Raw genomic sequence first — 16,124 nt, 5'->3', positions numbered from 1 at the left:
CTTAACGCCCCGCTCGGTTAGTAACAAAATTGGTGATACGTCCACTTTGCCCCATCGCGCGATCGAGCTGCTGCGTAACAATAGCGATGACTTCATTCCTTGCAGCCTTACTAACTAACTCACCATTATTTGTGCCAGCATCCTGCTGTTGATTTCCTTGGGTGGTTATTGTCATCCCTCTCAAATCAACTGATATGGCCGTCCCGCCGCCTTGCATGCCAAGCATTGGTGCGGTAGCAGTAACCGTATTACTTACCAGCCCACCATCGGCATAGCCCCGCATCATCTTGTAGAGATTATCGATACCAATTCGGTTTGTGGCTTCTTTGGTAAAGACAAACTCCCCGCCATGCACCACGCCTTTCGGTTCGAACTTTCCGCCGTCGCCAGTATAGCCGCCGACGTCATAATCTCTGAAACTGGTAGACATCCCCATAGCGCCCGTACTGGCACTACTGGCCGCCCCGCTTGCTGCCCCTGCGCCAGCCGATGCAGCACCGCTAATCCACCCCATCGCAGCCTGAATAGCTTGAGCAATCAGCAACCGGTTGATGATATCGACAATGCTGGTCAGGAAGTTGGTAGCAAACTGCTTAACGTTAGCTGAGCCGGTTGTCATCATCTGGGTCGCCATGGATGTCATGCTACCCATTGTGGTTTGGGCCAGTTGAGCGGTAGCAGAGAAAACGTTATTGGCGGTTTCACCGTACTGTTCTAGCCCCTGAGTCATACCCGCTAACCAGTCACCTTCGTTCAAATCCTCCTGTTCAAATCCAGCATGCAACTCAGCTTTTGCCTTGTTGTACTCTGCTGTGATTTTCGCCAGTTGTTCAGCATCATTAATACCCTTGGTATCCTTACGGAAAGTGTTATCAAGCTGAGCTTCCTGATCCACCCTTCCTGCCTGCTTAGAAGTCAGACCAAAGCGATCTTTGTTCTGCTTATTCTTTGCTGCAATGGAAGCTGTATACTCTTCCATCTTTTTCAGGGCTTCAGTGGCCTTCTTGCTCTCAACGTTTTCGCGTGAAAGTTGGGCTTCAAGCTGCATACTGGCAGTGATTTCACCAGAACGGGCCAGAAGTGATTTTTGGTCAGCAGTGAGGATGGTTTTGCTTTTCAGGTCAGCAATTTGCTGGGTGAATTTAGCTAGCTGCTTTTCCTGATCCGTCATGGTTAATGTGACGGTTGCCTGCTCACGCAAAGCGGCAACACGCGCCTGACTATCCAGTAATGCTTTAGTGGCCGCATCATCTTGGTAGGCTTTGGTTTTTGGTGTTTTGGGATCTTTGTTCTGCTTTTCAATCCCAGCGCGAGCTTTGGCAATTTCAGCTTCAGTGAATAACGCTACTGTTGCGTCTTCTGCATGAGCTTTCTTATTCGCTTCTATCCAGCGATTTAATTCCTTTTCCCCTTTTTCCCTTTTTTCTGCCGAGGTCAGCCCCTGCTGTATAAGCTTATTAACCTCTTGCTGCGCCTTTATCGCTTCTTGGTTTATTTGGGATATGTTGGTCTGCTTTTTCTCAACTGCATCCAGTGATGCCAGCTCTGCTTTCCACTGAGATAACGTTTCATTGGATACTGTAGGTGAGCCACCATTGGCGCGGCGTGGATCATTTTCAGCAAAGCCTATTTTGGCAACAAGCTTAGCTCTTGCCTCAGCCTCGGATGGGTCGCGACCAAGTCCCCAGATCCCATCCCACATTTTTGATGCGCTTTTACCTATCTCATCAAAAAATGATGGCAAAGTACCCATAGAGTTCTTTATCTCTGCGGCCCTTTGCGCCATTGCCCCGCTAAGAGCTTCAGTAGCAGCCGTCACTGCTTGCGCTGTGTTTCCTTCCTCAGCAAGAGCGGCAATATGCTGATATTGCGCTGCGGTCAGATAATGAAGCTTCTCAGTCAGTGCGACTGAACCACCAACTGGGTCATCAGATAAACGAGCAAACTGCCCTACCAAATCGTCAATTGATTGCCCGGAGTATCGGCTGAATTCTACAATCGACTTCCCTGCGTCTTGGAGGTTTACCGATGTCTTGACACCGGCCGCCGTAAGCTTCGTTAAAGCCTCCGCTGTATCACTATAAACACTGCCAGACTGACTGATGTTATAAGCCATATCCTTCAGTTGACTGGCGGTTACACCTGAATACCCCCCAGTAGTAATAATCGCCTTATTGAAGGCACTATTTTGCTTCTCAGCTTGAAAGTATGCATACCCCATAGCTGCAACGGCAGCCGTTGCCCCACCTAACAGAATAGTGGTTGGAGTGATCAGGGATGCCATAGCTTTAAGCGCATTACCAATACCACCAAAGCTATCTTTAATCTGACCGCCCTGCTGAATGGCGATCATGTATAGAGGCATACCACCGGCAATTGAGGTGGCGATATCGGTGAATTGCATGGGTAGTTGGCGCATAGCCATACGATACTGACCAGCAGAGACAGTACCTTTCTTCCATGCATCCTCTTGCTCTTTCAGCTTCGCGATAAATGGCGCGGCTTGCTCTGTAACCCCCATTTGCGCAGCTTTATATGCCTGAACCTCTGAAGCCGTTTTCCCCTGAAGTTCAGCTTGCTCACGTAAGCGAGTGATGAAGTTTTCTTTTGCTGTTGTGGCTGCACGGTCTGCTGCTGCCTGCTCTGCTGCTGCCCTTCCTGCCTTAGTACTCGCTTCCGCTGCTGCGGTTAGCTCCTGTCGCGCGCGCCCTATCGCCACCGCAGATTCTCGGTAGGTTCTGTCGTCAACAATCCCCTGAGAGCGGAACTTTGAGAGCTGCAACTGCATATCATCAAGCTTGTTCAGTGCGTTATTGACGGGATTAATTTTCGCCAATAAATCCTGAAGCGCTTGCTGTTGCTGCTTTAGACTTTCATTATTTTGCTTTTGACTCTGTGCGCCAGCTTTGAAGGCATCATTCAAACCATCAGCTTGTTTGGTGGCCTTCTCCGCTGTTTGCCCGAAGTGGTCTAACGCTTTATCGCCCTGCTCTAAGCTGGACGTGTCAGCGCGTAGTGATATTGTTGCGATATCTGCCATTTACTTGCTCCGCTTGTGAATAACGGACAGCGCAACGCTCTCCATGTGCCTTATGTCATCAAATACGGTTGCTTTACTCTCTACGCCAACCCAATCCATGACTTGTGATAAACAGCCATAGTCCAGCCCAGTAGGCCCAGACATTCCGGTGCGCCACTGAGTGGACATTGCTCTAATCACATTGAAAGCAGGCCAGACATCCGGCCAAATCTCGATAATGACATCGTCGAAATCATCAGGGGTTAGTCCATTACCTGCCAGTTCTTCGCGGGTGGGTTCAGGGGTGTAGAGAGCGGTGGCAACCGAGGTTAGTTTTTTTCGCGATTACCGAGCAGTTCGCGATAAAACGCACTGATGACATTCTCGATAGCTTTCGGGTAGTTATTCGCGAGCACTTCAAGATTTTCACGATTGAATGGCTCAGGAAGCGCCCAGCCTTCGATTATCTTTTCTGCGAAATCTAATCCCGTCTGCCCTTCAGTTTTCTCTATGCTCGATACTTCATTCAGTGGCAAATGCTTAAAGGTAAATGTTAATTCGCCGTCATCTAGGCCGGCGCGAGGGATTTTCACATCGGCTTTGAATGTTGGTGACGGCACCAAGGTAAATTTTACTGCCATGGGTCATGTTCCTTATGCAGTTACGGTGACGGCGCAAGTGGCTGTTTTGGCACCATCTGCGGTGGTGTAAATGATATTGGCACTACCAGCAGCAATACCGGTGACAACGCCAGTAACTGGGTCAACCGTGGCTTTAGTTGGCGCTGATGATGACCATGTACCAGTTTTGTTAGTTGCGTTTGATGGAGCAATGGTTGCCGTCAAGGTTTCAGTGGCAGCCACAGCAAGAGAAGTGGTGGTCTTGTTTAAAGTGACACCAGTAACCGCTACGGTAGTGCCAGATTTATAGAAGGTCATCGCCTGAGATTGCAGGTTAAACACTACGGCCACCGTTTCAATGGCATTAATCGCGGTGGTTGGGATGTCGTTAAATGACACTTTCACCGTTGAATAGCGATTCTCTTTGGCTTTCGGCACATACATGTAGGTTGCCAAAGTTTGCTCTGTTTCATCGGCGGCACGCAATACCGGGTAGACTGGCTGACTGGAATCATGCGCCAACGTCAAGGTTTGAGATTGAGCCGCCTTAAACGTGTTCAGGTTGCGCTGGCGGGTATCACTCAGGAACTGGATTTGAATCATCTGTTGGTCACCGCCGCTGTTCGCCACTTCGGTGATTTGCGGAATTTCAATCCAGCTCAAGACTTTCTTAACCGTCCCCACACCACCGCCCACAGCAAAGCGGTCTGTGTTGGATGTATCAATTGAGCCAAGGGTTAACGTGGTGGAGGTTGATGCTGTCACCTTAGCAGCAAGATCATTCAATGCACCCCAACCGGATGTAAGTTGCACAATATCGCCTTCAGCGATGCCGTGATCCGTCGCCACAGTCAGCACTGCGTCAACAGCATTAGAAACGGCCGTTACTGCTAACTCGGTTTCATATGTTTTAGCCAGGTAGATACCCGCGCCATTTGGTAGAGCAAAGCCCATGGTAATTCTCCGATTTTGGATATAAAAAAACCGGCATAGGCCGGTAGATGTGGGACTTATTGAGGTTTAAATGATGTCAGCGCGATAGCTCATGCTGATTGGTGTTGTATATGTGATGTCGTTAGTAATGCCGGGAAACTGGCTGGGAACGCTGTTGATATAGCAGGTCACCACTCCGTCCGTCAGCTCAGTATTGAGGTTGAACAATTCTATCAATTCAGCGGCAATAGAATGAGATTTGGATTTACCACTACCGGCCTTAGCGTTGATATTAATCTGATACACGCCTTTAAATACGCGTGATACCTGAGCCAGATCGATAGTGTCTGTCGTGGCTGGCATGACATGCGATTGCAGATACATATCGCCAGTATCATCAAAGCTAACGTTCTCGGCAGCTAGCGGAATACTTTTAATCGCAGCCCATTCGCCAAGCCGTTTCTCAAGCAAGGCAGTGATTCGTTGAGTACTCATTAGCTTCCTCTAATAACTTACCGTATACTTATGATTGAAATTAACTATCGAGGTATTTATGGAAGAAATATGGAAGCCAATCCCTAATTATGAACACCTTTACGAGGTATCAAATAAAGGGTCAGTTCGCTCACTTGACCGTATCTGCCTCCACAGGAATGGTATTATTACAAAAAGAATTGGAGTTACACTTAAGCCTGCATTACGAGCGGGATACCCATTCGTCCTCCTGCAAAATGAATGCAAGATTTTTCAGGCGCACGTACATAGACTAGTAGCTGAAGCGTTCTGCATAAAACCAAATGGCTGTAATATTGTTAACCACATCGATTCAGATAGAACAAACAATAACTTTGAAAACTTAGAGTGGACTACTCACTTAGGAAATATGCAGCATGCAACAATTAATGGTCGGTGGAATCCGAGAAAGGGTAGTAATCATCCGCTGTCCATCTTGAAAGAGTGTGATGTTGAAGATATCAAGCGTTCCATAATATCTGGGGCATCTACTAGCGATTTGGCTATAAAGTTCAATGTAGATAAAAACACGATATCCAGTATTAAATATGGGCGTCGCTGGAAAGATGTATTGCCAGAACTGAGCAATGTTTGCTCAACCATCAAACCAGATTACTCAAGCAAAGGCTCGTCTCACCCTAATGCAAAAATTAATGAAGAAATGGCAATTGAGATAATTCAAAAATTGATCGCCGGAGAAAGCCAAAAAAGTATAGCTACATCCTTTAACGTCAACCCCGTTACCATATCAAACATTAATAACGGCATTGCATGGAAGCATGTTCGCATTGTTGGTTGCGGTGAACCTCCGTATTTCAGAAAATCATCAAAGAGAAAAAACAAGATTATTTAGACACTTCACTCGCAGCCTCATCAAAATATTTTTTTGCTTCTAGCGCGGTAATTCTCACTAATCCGCTAGGAGCTTGACTGGAATGCCCCAGTTCTAATTTCAGAGCGTAAGGGACGTTGTTGGTGAAGTAGATAGCCTTAGTGCCGACCTTGAACTGCTCAAGCATATAATTGCCCACAGCCATTGTCATGTTGCCCCTTTTATCGATTCGCCCTGTTTCACCGTCCGGTTGAACATCTAGCCCGACCTGCCAGTTACCTCTAAATCGCCCGCCTGTGTAGTTTGGTGGCGAATAGATATCCCATTCTGGTGCTTTAACTTTGGCACTTTTCTTTAATTTTCCTGTCTTGGTCAAATTAGAAGAGTCGAGTCGTTTAGCTTCGTTGGCATCAAAAACAGCGTCGTTATATGACTTCGCTGTCTGATTCACCTTCCATATTTCAGGATTTCCAACCGGCGACATCGTGACCAACCGATTAAGAATTTTGATACCCGCTTTTTGAACTACCAATTCCTGATTACGCTTACCCTTTTCAATAAACGCATTAATTGAAGTCATGAAGCTGGAGTTGTCAGCCATATCACGCCCTCAGTTGTGGTTTATAACAAATCAACAATGCAGCGGGTTTTACTGGATTAGGTTTAATGACTCGGTGTTTTTTGCCATCAACCATAATCAGATCGCCGATGCGAATTTCAATATCAGCAGTTGCCGACATTTTCACATCACCGTTTTGGATTAATGTGCCGTCAATCTCGCCGGGAGAGTAACTGGAAATAACACCAACAATGGAGGATGTTTCCAGAGGAATTTCAACCTCAACACCTCCAACGAACTCGACGCCACCACCACGAGATAATTGGTAGGTCGCTCCATTCTCAGTAATCAATCGTGTTGCTGTCGCTCGCATTCGTGGGTAATTGATAGCCATATCATCGCCTTTCTATCTGAGCGTGAATATAGTCAGTTTTAAGTGATTCAATCGCACCTACCATCATGTATGGCGCGCCACCATGGTGATAACAATCCATAACATCGCCATTGCTGATCATTATCACCGCAAGGCTCTGGGGGCTGCCATTTTCGGCAAATGCTAGCGCTTCTTTTAGTAATCTGATGACATTGGCTTTGTTGTGTTCTGCTGTGCTGTCTTTGATGAATGGAACTATTTTCAATTCCGACATATTACCCCCTCACCATGCGAACTTGGTTTGTGCTGGTTATCATTCCGCGCAACAACCCGTTTAACCAAGTAAAGCTCGGGGATGAACCGCTGGAACCTTCTGCATATGAAACGCTAACCGCGCCAACTACTGTCTCTTGAGTCACTTCACCGCCACCGGCAAATGCTGGAGATAGGTCTATTTCCTGCGCTTCAATTGCCAGCCTGCATTGCGCCTGTATAACCTGCTTTGGAATGACGTCTTTAGGCAGCAGGTAACCATCGACCACAATCCCAATGCGCGGCCAGAACAAAGGTTGTTCAGCTACCGCCCGGCTCCCTTTCCATATAAGACCTGCAAGGTAGTCCATTCCCTGCAACAGTAATTGTTCACAGGATTCGTCATCCACCGGTACGTCATATCCGCGAGACGCGGCCAAAGCTCTCAAGTCATCGACACTTGCGTAACTATTGAAGCTAGGAGAATCAGGGTTAGTAACCAACATAAGCCGCCCTTACTCGCTAATACGCCATTCGTCCAGCAACCATAACTCTACTGATTCAGGGTGAACATCTGCTTCAGTTGGTCCACCAGGCAGCATTGGTGATTCACGATTCATACGAATAAATGTGATGGGTTCAACAGGTTCAACAGGTTCAACAGGTTCAACAGGTTCAACAGGTTCAACAGGTTCAACAGGTTCAACAGGTTCAACAGGTTCAACAGGTTCAACAGGTTCAACAGGTTCAACAGGGAGATTAGTTGCCGCTGGGTCTGCCACATTAGCAATCAGTTTCTTTGCTTCACGCTGCTCTTTCGTCAATCCGGCCATTTATTACTCCAAATAAGAAAGGGGCCGAAGCCCCTTGATAATTAGCCCAAAATGATAGTGCTATGCTCAGGCTTAACCGACGCGACGCCCCATGCCAAACCAACCTCATAACGCACCTGACGGTACTGACGATACAGTGCGATCTGGAATGTAATGCCAGACACAGGGTCGGTAACATTCATCACGTCATCAGCAGTGTCGCCACCATCAGGCATTGCCGGAGTACGTGAGGCTAACAGGAATGCATTGCGGTCAAATGCCATGTTTGCGGTGTAATTACCACCTACAGTCACGGCCGCATTATCTGCCAGCGCTTTCATCAAGCCAGGTGCAGCAATGGTGATAACTGATGAAGTGGCAACGGACACTACGTATTTGTGGTCATCACCATCAAAGGTGACTACATCCCCCACTTTCACCGTACCAGTTCCCGTATCAACGGAGATCAGACGATCACCGACTGCATGACCACCAACCTTATTGACTAAGAAGCCCGCGCCACTACCTGCAGTAACTCGCTTAACACCGGCTGAGTTATGCAGATTGAACCCTTCAATTCGACCGATGATACCTTCACGCAGAAGCTCTTCAGTACCGGCTTCATTCACTTTAAACAGAACTGATTGTTTACCGCGAATGTTAGAGATAGCTGCTGAACCAAGTACCATTTGTAGGTCAGTTGTAGGCGCGCCGTTATCTTCCAATACGCGACGAGAATCCGCGAAGTCAGACAAATCAGCAGCAATACCAAACGGTGTAGTACCCGCAGTACCGACTGCGCGAGACGAACCGTAATACAATGCGCCAAGGTCAGCATCGACCTCATTCGCAAGTGCTCGAAACGCTTGTTTGAACTGATCGGCAAGAATGGTGTTGTATGTCCCTGCCGGACCAATAGCTAGTTGCTCTTCGCCGTTCCATTGGACCGGTGCCATTTTGGATTTGGTGATCACAACATCCACATTACCAATCTCTTGCCCTGCATCACCTGATGCTGTCGGACCAGGGACAATATCAACTGTCTTGGCTGCTGGTGCGACTGGTGCTGATACTGTTTGCCCTTTTGCGGCTGAATCTGCCTTAGTATTTCGAGCTACTGCGGGGATAAAGCCCGTTTGCTCACGCGAAACGATATCCAACGCGGTGTAAATTGTTGGGATGAGGCCCGTTAGGGTATTTGTTGCTGCCATTTTATAGCTCCAATTAGTCTACGATCGCCACGCCGTCTTTGAGTGCGGCGCGTTGCTCTGCCATACCCATTGAGTCAAACGCGGTGCGTTTCAGTGTTTTTTGTCCGTGCTGATGCTGCGTCTGCTGTTGTGAGCCGCCACCATTGTTGCCGGATGCCTTGAGGATGTGATCTTTCTGCGGGTACTGTTCGACCAAAAACTCCAGCGCCTCATCGAAGTCAGCAAGTTCACCAGGCTTAGTGCGAGAGAACACCTTATTGCCTGATGGGTCATAAGCCACAACCTTGCCATCTTCAATCTTGAATGACTGGCCAAAGCGCGCCTGAACAAAGTCTGCTGGAATAGCGACTTTATCTTTGATGAATGTGGAACTACCGAAACGCCCACCAATCATCTCTTTATAAAGCTGATCCTCCAAAGTCTTATTCTTGCCGTTTGCGTCATCCAGTTGGGTTTGGAATGCCTTGGTAATTTCCGCTTTAACCTGATCTACCGCTCCCGCATCAATCAGTTTCTTCTGGTCGATTTTGGTTAAGGTTTGCAGGGCTTCAATCGCCTTAGCTGGGTCGTCGATGCCAGAGAATTTACCGAGTTGGGCTTCCGCCGCTTCCTTCGCTTCTCGATGAGTTTTAGCCTCGCCGTTTAGCGCAGTGATTTTGCTCAGTGCAGCAGAAGCATCGAATGGGATTTCTTTGCCGTCGTCATGGACATAAACCGGCATTCCGTTCTCAACAACTACTTTTCCATCTGCATCTAATTTCAATTTCATGGTTAATCTCCAAGCCTTCCGGCCATTTTAAAAAGGTCATCCGACCCGCTCGCCGTATCGCATCCGCTAACGACAGGTAATAAAAAGCCCCGCACAATGACGAGGCTCAGATTTTTTGTTTAGTTGACTACCGTTTACTGCAATTGTTAAAACATGGTTTTTACAAGCCTGCGTCATAAAACGCTCTATCGTCGATATCTCTAAGTTGCTGTAACGTCAGCCACTCGCCTGTATCAGTAAAGAATTCATCTGTACGCATGCCACCGTTTCTCATCAGTCTGGCGCGAGTCTCTCCCAGTACCTGAACTTGTCGGCGGTAAGATTGCCGTTGCAACCACTCACTATAAGTTGTGCTAGCTGGTACTTGCCCATCCATGCTAGCTCGAGTGCCTTCGTCCATTTCGTCGATATCGATCCCCAGCTCACGCCATGACTTAGTGATTAAAGTCTCCATCGAACGGCAGCAGAAATGAATGCGTCCCGGCCCCTGAAGATATGGAACCTTGTGCCCGATGGGTTTACCTTCCAGCGTATATTTGAGGCGATCACGGATAATGCAATCGTGAGAGGTTTTATTGTCCAATGTACTGAGCCATTGTTTGGCGTCGATAATATTGCTGTTGTTATCAGCAAACTTATCCCGCGCGACAGCAGCCAAGTGAGTGACAGCCGTTTTCACTACCGCCGTGACGTTCTTCCGTCCCGCTTCAATTACACCATCTTGATAGTTTCTTGCTCTGGTGCCGCGTACTTTCCGCGCCATCTGTTCAACCGTATCGCCAGCCAGGTAGCCGTTTTTCACTGTATTGGTAATGCGGGTCATCCGGTCAGCTTCGATATTTTCCGCCCAGTCTCGCAATAATCGCCCTTGGAACGGCTGAGCCATTGCCGCGGCATAAACCTGCTCTTGGGTAATTGCTGCTAACGGGAATCGGTTTAAAACTGACCCCGGCAATAGCGAGTCAAACAAACTCAACTGATAACCGGCCTCATGCTTGGCAAAGTCCAATAGTTCATCGGACAAAGAGGCATACATCGCATTAATAGCTTGTTTATTCACTTGGCGCACACTAGCCAGTAAACTCTCTAAGCGTTTCACAGTAATACTGTTTGGATTAACCCCATCGAGAGCCACAATTAATCGAGCAGATAGCTCTGCGTCGCTCTCGTTGAGCACCTTAACCATTTCACGGGCAACACCAGCACCATAACGAGATTGAAACAGGCTATGTGCTATTGTTTCATCACGCAGCCTTTCGTTAATTGTTGCCATTTAGCTACCTGCGATGGTTGGGCCTAAGTTATTAAGCTCGTCCAATACTTCATCCGGCTTAGCATCGGGATCGATAATCTTGAGAACTTGCAGGGCTCGAACCGCATCAATAGGTCGAATATCCCCGCCTTGACGCAATGCCTGTATAGCTAACGCAGAGGTCGAATTAAACGCCTGCTCTGCTGTTTCCAGTTCCGTACGAATATCAACACTGCCACCGTCATTCTCACCCGACCACTCCGCCATGATTTGCAGAATATTATCCAGTGCATCTTCAAGAGAATTGGACATCGTATAGAGCGGAGACTGCTCCTGCATCCGCTCCTCAGTGACCTGATCCACTGCTTTCGTTGAAGTGTTCTCTGCGCGGAGCATCTTGGCCCCAGCTTGTCGCATTTGCTCAACTAAGCTATTCAGCGAGTCTTTACCTGAGTTAATAGCGGAACCCGTGTGCTCTACATACTCAAGCCCTTGCTTGGAGCGGTCAGAGAACCTAGTAGCATTTGATGCGCCAATCGTTAATTCTTGCCCATCTTCCAATCCAAACACCGTCAGCAATGGCACTCTGGCAACATGAAGAATGTTGTCTTGCTCGCTTTGACTCTGCCAGTGTTTAACATTCAGTAGTGCCAGACTAATGAGCGGCGGCGTCGCGCACATGAAACCTGTTCGTTTGGTGTACAAAGTAACCAATGGAATATCACTGCGTGATGTTTCCCAAGTATCATGAATGACCCATATATCACCACCATCAGCACTATTGCCTGTTGACTTACGATGTAACTCAACTGCACCAGGAGTAAGTTTGCGAATTTGCTCAATCTTGTGCTGTGCGTAATTTTCAGCATCTTCGACAACAATTTCTTTTATCCGTAACTCTGTAAGCCTGACTTTCCCATCCTTGGTTTCTGACTTCCAGCCGATAACCTGACGCGGATTAATCAAAACAGCATAAGGACGTGCGCCAGTCGCTTTCTCTTCAGCTTTTGTTTTGATATCACCTACGCGGGGATAATCCACCAGAGCATGTGCAAGGCCGTATTGTAGGGCGAGGCTGAAGTATTCCTGCGACCACACATCTAAGCGATTTCCTTCCAAGTCAAAATTCTTGGTGTAATCAATAATTACATCAGGCGTAGTCTCGCTAAGTTGTGTCGGCTCAGAAAATACCCGCCCAACGTTATTCTTAATCGTTTCTTCATAGGCAGGTAGCAATGTAGCCACAGATAGCCGCTGCTTGTAGCTATCACTATCTTCATTCGGCCATCTGGGTAAATGCTGCTCTCCGAGCTGGCGCATATAAAGCGTGCCGCCCATCAGAGCGTCATTAATGTCCCACGCCTCGGTCATGTTCCCATAATCGAGATTGGGTGTTGAAATATCTGGCATGGGTTACATCCGTAGTTGAGTGACTTTGCCGGTTGGCTTTTTATGGTTGTTCTTCGCTACAGCAAAGTAACGGAACCCATCAGAGCCGTTAGAGGTGTGATCGTGAAGTGGTTTGTCTTTCCAGCATCCGCGCTTGTCGTCCCATTCCTTCCTGTATCCCTCAAGATGAGCAATCCCTTCAGCACACTTCTCATCATCAAAAACACACTTAGGTAGGATTTCGCGCACTGACTCAATACCGGTATCAACGCCAGTTTTAGGCACCACTTTGAATATCATGGAATAAATCTGCCCGTCGATTTCATAACCTTCCCGCGCTAATTCCTTACGAGACTTGGCATCAGAGCCGAATTCACGGTTTTCGATGTCATGCGGCCCCCAGTGGTCCCCATACGTATAACCCCGATCTTTCAGCACCTTCATGTAGTGCCGCAGACCTTCGCCTGAGTTTTCGTAGTAGTCGATGATGTGGAACTCTTCGCCGACCTCACGCACGAACCAGATGGCTGTAGAGTCGCCCACGCCAATATCCCAGAACGTATGAACCGGCAGGTGTGAGTTATCAGGTAATTTGCAGATTCGTTTGTTGGTGTAGAGCCAGCGGAACTGTTTGGCGTAGTAAGCACCTTCGACTGATTGCTGGAATGCTTCGGCGGGGATAGTTGGATATTCCCGCTTCATATCGTCGCCGAGCGTCTTCTCTTTGGCGTAGTACCAAGCTTTCTGGCGCTCGTTCAGGTGAATTCCGTGTTTAGCTTCTATCTCAGAGAAGTAATCAACCAGCCGTTGCGGTAAAGCCTCAACCGGGTCAATTGCGTACTGTGGGTTCTTCCACCATGAGAAGAAGAAAAACTTCCAGTCCAGCGGGGATAATTTCTTACCCTGCAACTGAGCTTTCTCAGCCGTCTGGCAGTAATCGAAAAAGTAACCAGCACGGCCTTCAGCAGTGCTTTCTATCGTAGCAAAGCAACCAGTCGATACTGCCTCAAACGCACCAGTGACAATCTCACGCGCTTTATCAGGATACTTGGCGCATATCTTGCCGAACTCTGAAACGTGCAGGTAACGCAGCGTGCCGCCACGGAATGAGGTGCTGACGTAGAGTGACCCGCCTTTGTTAAATACCAACTCGCCCGCGGAATCATTACTTGCCGGATTGGCTGCTTTGATTTCATTGGGCAGCTTGTCGTAGGCGTATTTTACCTTTTCGCGAAACAGCCGCCTGGCGTCATTCAGTGTATGGGCAATCAAGGCGCATTTAGCAGACTCAAACAGCGCGGCATCCAACTGAATAATGCAAACCTCAGTAGTGAAGCCCAACTGACGAGCTTTAAGAATGATATTGCGAGTGTGTATACCTTCGAAGTATTCGCGCTGTTCAGGAGTCATCCTGAAGCGGATTGGCTTACCTTCTTTATCGGTGATCCAGTAAAGGTTATTCAGCCGCCAGTCTTTATCTGCTAGCAGCTTGAGGTGCTCAGGTTTCATTAAGCCCCCTGAGACAATGAATCCATCAGGTCGGAGAGTTTACTAACAACGTTGTCGCCTTTGTCGTCGCCGATATCGTAGGCTTGTCGCTCAAGGCCAATAAGGTTCTTCATGGCGTCGCTGAGTGCCTTAACTGCTTTCACTCGCTCAGGTAGTGCAATTATCGACTGATACACTTCATTCAGCCGGTCGCGTCCATTTTCATCAGGCTGAAGCATTAGCTCACCTAACTTGCGAAGTGATTCAATGTCTGCGCACTCGGCTCCAAGCTCATCAAACAGAGCGTTGGTGATTTCTCTGGCCCGCCGAATGTCACCACGATGCTCCATTCTGACGTTAGCAATGACCTCAGCGCTAGCTTCAATGAGTACGCGTTCGGTTAGCGTTGTTTCAGTGCGTACCTGCTTGCGTACCTCTTCTTTGCGTACCAAATCTTCGGCACGTTCTTTTATCTTTGCCGATAAGTCACGCGACCAATCATCACGCTTTGCTCGCTTGCGTATAGCACCTTCACTGATGTTGTGTTGTGAGGCTATTTCTCGCAGAGACATCAAGCCAGCTCGGTACGCCGATTCGATGGCCTCCCAGTCTGGTTTGGTCATTTGTTATTCCTGTTTAAGGTAAGGAAGGAATGCGCTCACTATCTGCTGTACCAGATAGCAGAAGGTTTCGTTCATACCATCGTTAGGTGTTGGCACTCCAACATGATTGCAAATATCAAATGCGGTATGACATGCCTCATGCGCAAGTATCTGTGGCTCATGCACGAATACGGCAATAATCATGATTGGAGTTTTCCCTTCCCGATGATGGCTGTATGCAAAACCGTTAAATCCGTTTAAATCGAAACTAAGGCCCAGCCTATACAGATATTCAATTGCCTCTTCTTTCTCCCGGAGGAGAACTATTTCAGCGCAGTTAAATAAAGGGACTGAATATTTAGGTGGTTTAGGCCACTTGGTTTTAGCCATATCAGAATATCCTGCTACTGGTTTTCGTGGGAGTTGATTAAACCCCGTGAAATTTCTAACCGATAAAATAAGTGACCTCTATAAGATTCTGTCAAAGGCACTATATAAGCACCTTTTGCAGAGTTTTATAAATTGAGAGCCGTTGTGAAAGTGGCTCTCAATCCTGTTATTCCGGCTTAATCGGGAATGTGTCATCTCTAAACTCGTCCAGTTTACGCTTGGCAAGTTCAGTCATTTTTCTGCCTTCATCTATCCTGCCAACGGCTAAGTTTTGGCAGGCGATATCAAGCATTGCCGACATTTCAGAGAAGCAATCCTCATCGTATTTGTTTGCCGTCATGATCAGGCCGCCAACCGGTGTTGTTCTTCAATGAGCGGTGTTTTGTGGTTTCGCTCAAACATCCTGGTCAGCTCAGACTTGCGCTTTTCAAAGTCCCATCCCATGTTGATGAATACCGTATCTGCCCGCTGAAGCTCAGTAATGGCCCGGATTTGCTCAGCAGTCAGATAGTCACGAATCGCCTCAGCCTTTCCGATTTCATTCTCTTTCCTGAACTTCGCAGAAGTTGCGCCAAGCACAATGCGGTTTATCAGGTTAGCTTCATTGCTGAAGTGATAATGCTCAGCCTCTTTCCCTTCCGCTTCTTTGCTGATCTTGATCGCATTGGTCATTGGCCGGTATTCAACCCTAGCTAAATCACGCTCGGCCTGAATAGCTGCTTCACGTTTAGCTTTTTCCCGGTAAGCAATAAAACTATCAACCAGACGAACCTGCCCATCTCTTGCTTTATCACCACCAATGAATGGCATGGCGATCAGAAACCCGCGCTCTGTCAACTCATAACATGGTTGGTTTTTGTTCTGTCTGTCGGTATAAGAGGAGGGCTTGAAATCAAGCTCACCTAAATGGCCGCTATCAATAAGTGAACGCAGATTTTGCATGAGGTTTTTATGCTCACGACCAAATTCATCAGCGACAACTTTGCTGCTTACAACAGGCTGACCATTTGCGATTTTAATTAGGTGCTTCATAGCGATTACCTTTTAGAAAGATGAGCCTGTTCACCAGAATGCCGCCCGAGAGAAGGTCGCTACCTTATAGCGGCAATT

20 protein-coding genes are annotated in these 16,124 nt (G+C 47.7%); 1 reads left to right on the top strand and 19 read right to left on the bottom strand.

Going from position 1 to position 16,124, the window contains the following annotated elements; genetic code table 11:
- Nucleotide 1 precedes the first annotated feature (1 nt).
- The 5 genes from HUZ92_RS14160 to HUZ92_RS14140 form a co-directional block, all read right to left on the bottom strand.
- Complete coding sequence (locus tag HUZ92_RS14160; RefSeq protein WP_174846843.1) at nt 2–3,040, bottom strand: phage tail tape measure protein; 3,039 nt, start codon at nt 3,038–3,040, stop codon at nt 2–4.
- Nucleotides 3,041–3,301: a DUF1799 domain-containing protein gene (locus HUZ92_RS14155; protein WP_019082949.1), complete on the bottom strand. Its 261-nt coding sequence runs from the start codon at nt 3,299–3,301 to the stop codon at nt 3,041–3,043.
- 47 nt (nt 3,302–3,348) lie between these two features.
- Nucleotides 3,349–3,660, bottom strand: a complete 312-nt coding sequence (locus tag HUZ92_RS14150; protein ID WP_145579783.1) for a phage tail assembly chaperone — start codon at nt 3,658–3,660, stop codon at nt 3,349–3,351.
- Between the two features lie 12 nt (nt 3,661–3,672).
- Nucleotides 3,673–4,593, bottom strand: a complete 921-nt coding sequence (locus HUZ92_RS14145) for a phage tail tube protein (RefSeq protein WP_145579782.1) — start codon at nt 4,591–4,593, stop codon at nt 3,673–3,675.
- Between the two features lie 66 nt (nt 4,594–4,659).
- On the bottom strand, nt 4,660–5,067 hold the full coding sequence (locus tag HUZ92_RS14140; protein ID WP_145579781.1) for a DUF4128 domain-containing protein: 408 nt from the start codon (nt 5,065–5,067) through the stop codon (nt 4,660–4,662).
- 58 nt (nt 5,068–5,125) lie between these two features.
- Between HUZ92_RS14140 and HUZ92_RS14135 the strand changes: the two genes are divergently transcribed.
- Complete coding sequence (locus HUZ92_RS14135) at nt 5,126–5,938, top strand: NUMOD4 domain-containing protein (RefSeq protein WP_145579780.1); 813 nt, start codon at nt 5,126–5,128, stop codon at nt 5,936–5,938.
- Here HUZ92_RS14135 and HUZ92_RS14130 read toward each other — a convergent pair.
- From HUZ92_RS14130 to HUZ92_RS14065, 14 genes are all read right to left on the bottom strand, one after another.
- Nucleotides 5,931–6,518 carry a hypothetical protein gene (locus HUZ92_RS14130; protein WP_145579779.1) on the bottom strand — a complete coding sequence of 196 codons (588 nt, stop codon included), beginning with the start codon at nt 6,516–6,518 and terminating at the stop codon, nt 5,931–5,933. The genes HUZ92_RS14135 and HUZ92_RS14130 overlap by 8 nt on opposite strands.
- 1 nt (nt 6,519) lies before the next feature.
- A complete protein-coding gene (locus HUZ92_RS14125; RefSeq protein ID WP_145579778.1) occupies nt 6,520–6,870 on the bottom strand; it encodes a hypothetical protein in 351 nt (116 codons plus the stop codon).
- A gap of 1 nt (nt 6,871) precedes the next feature.
- Nucleotides 6,872–7,123, bottom strand: a complete 252-nt coding sequence (locus HUZ92_RS14120) for a hypothetical protein (protein WP_042569851.1) — start codon at nt 7,121–7,123, stop codon at nt 6,872–6,874.
- Between the two features lies 1 nt (nt 7,124).
- Complete coding sequence (locus HUZ92_RS14115; protein WP_145579777.1) at nt 7,125–7,607, bottom strand: DnaT-like ssDNA-binding protein; 483 nt, start codon at nt 7,605–7,607, stop codon at nt 7,125–7,127.
- A gap of 9 nt (nt 7,608–7,616) precedes the next feature.
- Complete coding sequence (locus tag HUZ92_RS20780) at nt 7,617–7,934, bottom strand: hypothetical protein (RefSeq protein ID WP_217450636.1); 318 nt, start codon at nt 7,932–7,934, stop codon at nt 7,617–7,619.
- A gap of 41 nt (nt 7,935–7,975) precedes the next feature.
- Nucleotides 7,976–9,124 carry a P22 phage major capsid protein family protein gene (locus HUZ92_RS14105; protein WP_145579776.1) on the bottom strand — a complete coding sequence of 383 codons (1,149 nt, stop codon included), beginning with the start codon at nt 9,122–9,124 and terminating at the stop codon, nt 7,976–7,978.
- A gap of 13 nt (nt 9,125–9,137) precedes the next feature.
- Nucleotides 9,138–9,893, bottom strand: a complete 756-nt coding sequence (locus HUZ92_RS14100) for a DUF6651 domain-containing protein (protein WP_019209143.1) — start codon at nt 9,891–9,893, stop codon at nt 9,138–9,140.
- Nucleotides 9,894–10,053: 160 nt separating this feature from the next.
- Complete coding sequence (locus HUZ92_RS14095; RefSeq protein ID WP_145579775.1) at nt 10,054–11,166, bottom strand: hypothetical protein; 1,113 nt, start codon at nt 11,164–11,166, stop codon at nt 10,054–10,056.
- Nucleotides 11,167–12,555, bottom strand: a complete 1,389-nt coding sequence (locus HUZ92_RS14090) for a DUF4055 domain-containing protein (RefSeq protein ID WP_145579774.1) — start codon at nt 12,553–12,555, stop codon at nt 11,167–11,169.
- Between the two features lie 3 nt (nt 12,556–12,558).
- A complete protein-coding gene (locus tag HUZ92_RS14085; protein ID WP_145579773.1) occupies nt 12,559–14,043 on the bottom strand; it encodes a terminase in 1,485 nt (494 codons plus the stop codon).
- Nucleotides 14,043–14,645, bottom strand: coding sequence for a hypothetical protein (locus HUZ92_RS14080; protein WP_145579772.1), 603 nt, complete (start codon nt 14,643–14,645; stop codon nt 14,043–14,045). Before HUZ92_RS14080 ends, HUZ92_RS14085 begins: the two co-directional genes overlap by 1 nt.
- Before the next feature lie 3 nt (nt 14,646–14,648).
- Complete coding sequence (locus HUZ92_RS14075; RefSeq protein ID WP_145579771.1) at nt 14,649–15,014, bottom strand: hypothetical protein; 366 nt, start codon at nt 15,012–15,014, stop codon at nt 14,649–14,651.
- Nucleotides 15,015–15,180: 166 nt separating this feature from the next.
- Nucleotides 15,181–15,354, bottom strand: coding sequence for a hypothetical protein (locus tag HUZ92_RS14070; RefSeq protein ID WP_156305553.1), 174 nt, complete (start codon nt 15,352–15,354; stop codon nt 15,181–15,183).
- A gap of 2 nt (nt 15,355–15,356) precedes the next feature.
- Complete coding sequence (locus HUZ92_RS14065) at nt 15,357–16,046, bottom strand: Rha family transcriptional regulator (protein WP_050094815.1); 690 nt, start codon at nt 16,044–16,046, stop codon at nt 15,357–15,359.
- Nucleotides 16,047–16,124 lie beyond the last annotated feature (78 nt).

Source organism: Yersinia vastinensis (assembly GCF_902726565.1).
GTDB classification, from domain to species: domain Bacteria; phylum Pseudomonadota; class Gammaproteobacteria; order Enterobacterales; family Enterobacteriaceae; genus Yersinia; species Yersinia vastinensis.
The sequence above is the reverse complement of the archived record's forward strand: the minus strand, read 5'-3'. Positions and strand labels throughout refer to the sequence as shown.

What these genes read in the sequence shown, in the direction of transcription:
- HUZ92_RS14090 (WP_145579774.1), bottom strand. Translation starts at nt 12,555, where the DNA reads ATGCCAGATATTTCAACACCCAATCTCGATTATGGGAACATGACCGAG.
- HUZ92_RS14065 (WP_050094815.1), bottom strand. Translation starts at nt 16,046, where the DNA reads ATGAAGCACCTAATTAAAATCGCAAATGGTCAGCCTGTTGTAAGCAGC.
- HUZ92_RS14130 (WP_145579779.1), bottom strand. Translation starts at nt 6,518, where the DNA reads ATGGCTGACAACTCCAGCTTCATGACTTCAATTAATGCGTTTATTGAA.
- HUZ92_RS14120 (WP_042569851.1), bottom strand. Translation starts at nt 7,123, where the DNA reads ATGTCGGAATTGAAAATAGTTCCATTCATCAAAGACAGCACAGCAGAA.
- HUZ92_RS14100 (WP_019209143.1), bottom strand. Translation starts at nt 9,893, where the DNA reads ATGAAATTGAAATTAGATGCAGATGGAAAAGTAGTTGTTGAGAACGGA.
- HUZ92_RS14140 (WP_145579781.1), bottom strand. Translation starts at nt 5,067, where the DNA reads ATGAGTACTCAACGAATCACTGCCTTGCTTGAGAAACGGCTTGGCGAA.
- HUZ92_RS14095 (WP_145579775.1), bottom strand. Translation starts at nt 11,166, where the DNA reads ATGGCAACAATTAACGAAAGGCTGCGTGATGAAACAATAGCACATAGC.
- HUZ92_RS14150 (WP_145579783.1), bottom strand. Translation starts at nt 3,660, where the DNA reads ATGGCAGTAAAATTTACCTTGGTGCCGTCACCAACATTCAAAGCCGAT.
- HUZ92_RS20780 (WP_217450636.1), bottom strand. Translation starts at nt 7,934, where the DNA reads ATGGCCGGATTGACGAAAGAGCAGCGTGAAGCAAAGAAACTGATTGCT.
- HUZ92_RS14070 (WP_156305553.1), bottom strand. Translation starts at nt 15,354, where the DNA reads ATGACGGCAAACAAATACGATGAGGATTGCTTCTCTGAAATGTCGGCA.
- HUZ92_RS14145 (WP_145579782.1), bottom strand. Translation starts at nt 4,593, where the DNA reads ATGGGCTTTGCTCTACCAAATGGCGCGGGTATCTACCTGGCTAAAACA.
- HUZ92_RS14125 (WP_145579778.1), bottom strand. Translation starts at nt 6,870, where the DNA reads ATGGCTATCAATTACCCACGAATGCGAGCGACAGCAACACGATTGATT.
- HUZ92_RS14080 (WP_145579772.1), bottom strand. Translation starts at nt 14,645, where the DNA reads ATGACCAAACCAGACTGGGAGGCCATCGAATCGGCGTACCGAGCTGGC.
- HUZ92_RS14105 (WP_145579776.1), bottom strand. Translation starts at nt 9,124, where the DNA reads ATGGCAGCAACAAATACCCTAACGGGCCTCATCCCAACAATTTACACC.
- HUZ92_RS14160 (WP_174846843.1), bottom strand. Translation starts at nt 3,040, where the DNA reads ATGGCAGATATCGCAACAATATCACTACGCGCTGACACGTCCAGCTTA.
- HUZ92_RS14135 (WP_145579780.1), top strand. Translation starts at nt 5,126, where the DNA reads ATGGAAGAAATATGGAAGCCAATCCCTAATTATGAACACCTTTACGAG.
- HUZ92_RS14085 (WP_145579773.1), bottom strand. Translation starts at nt 14,043, where the DNA reads ATGAAACCTGAGCACCTCAAGCTGCTAGCAGATAAAGACTGGCGGCTG.
- HUZ92_RS14115 (WP_145579777.1), bottom strand. Translation starts at nt 7,607, where the DNA reads ATGTTGGTTACTAACCCTGATTCTCCTAGCTTCAATAGTTACGCAAGT.
- HUZ92_RS14075 (WP_145579771.1), bottom strand. Translation starts at nt 15,014, where the DNA reads ATGGCTAAAACCAAGTGGCCTAAACCACCTAAATATTCAGTCCCTTTA.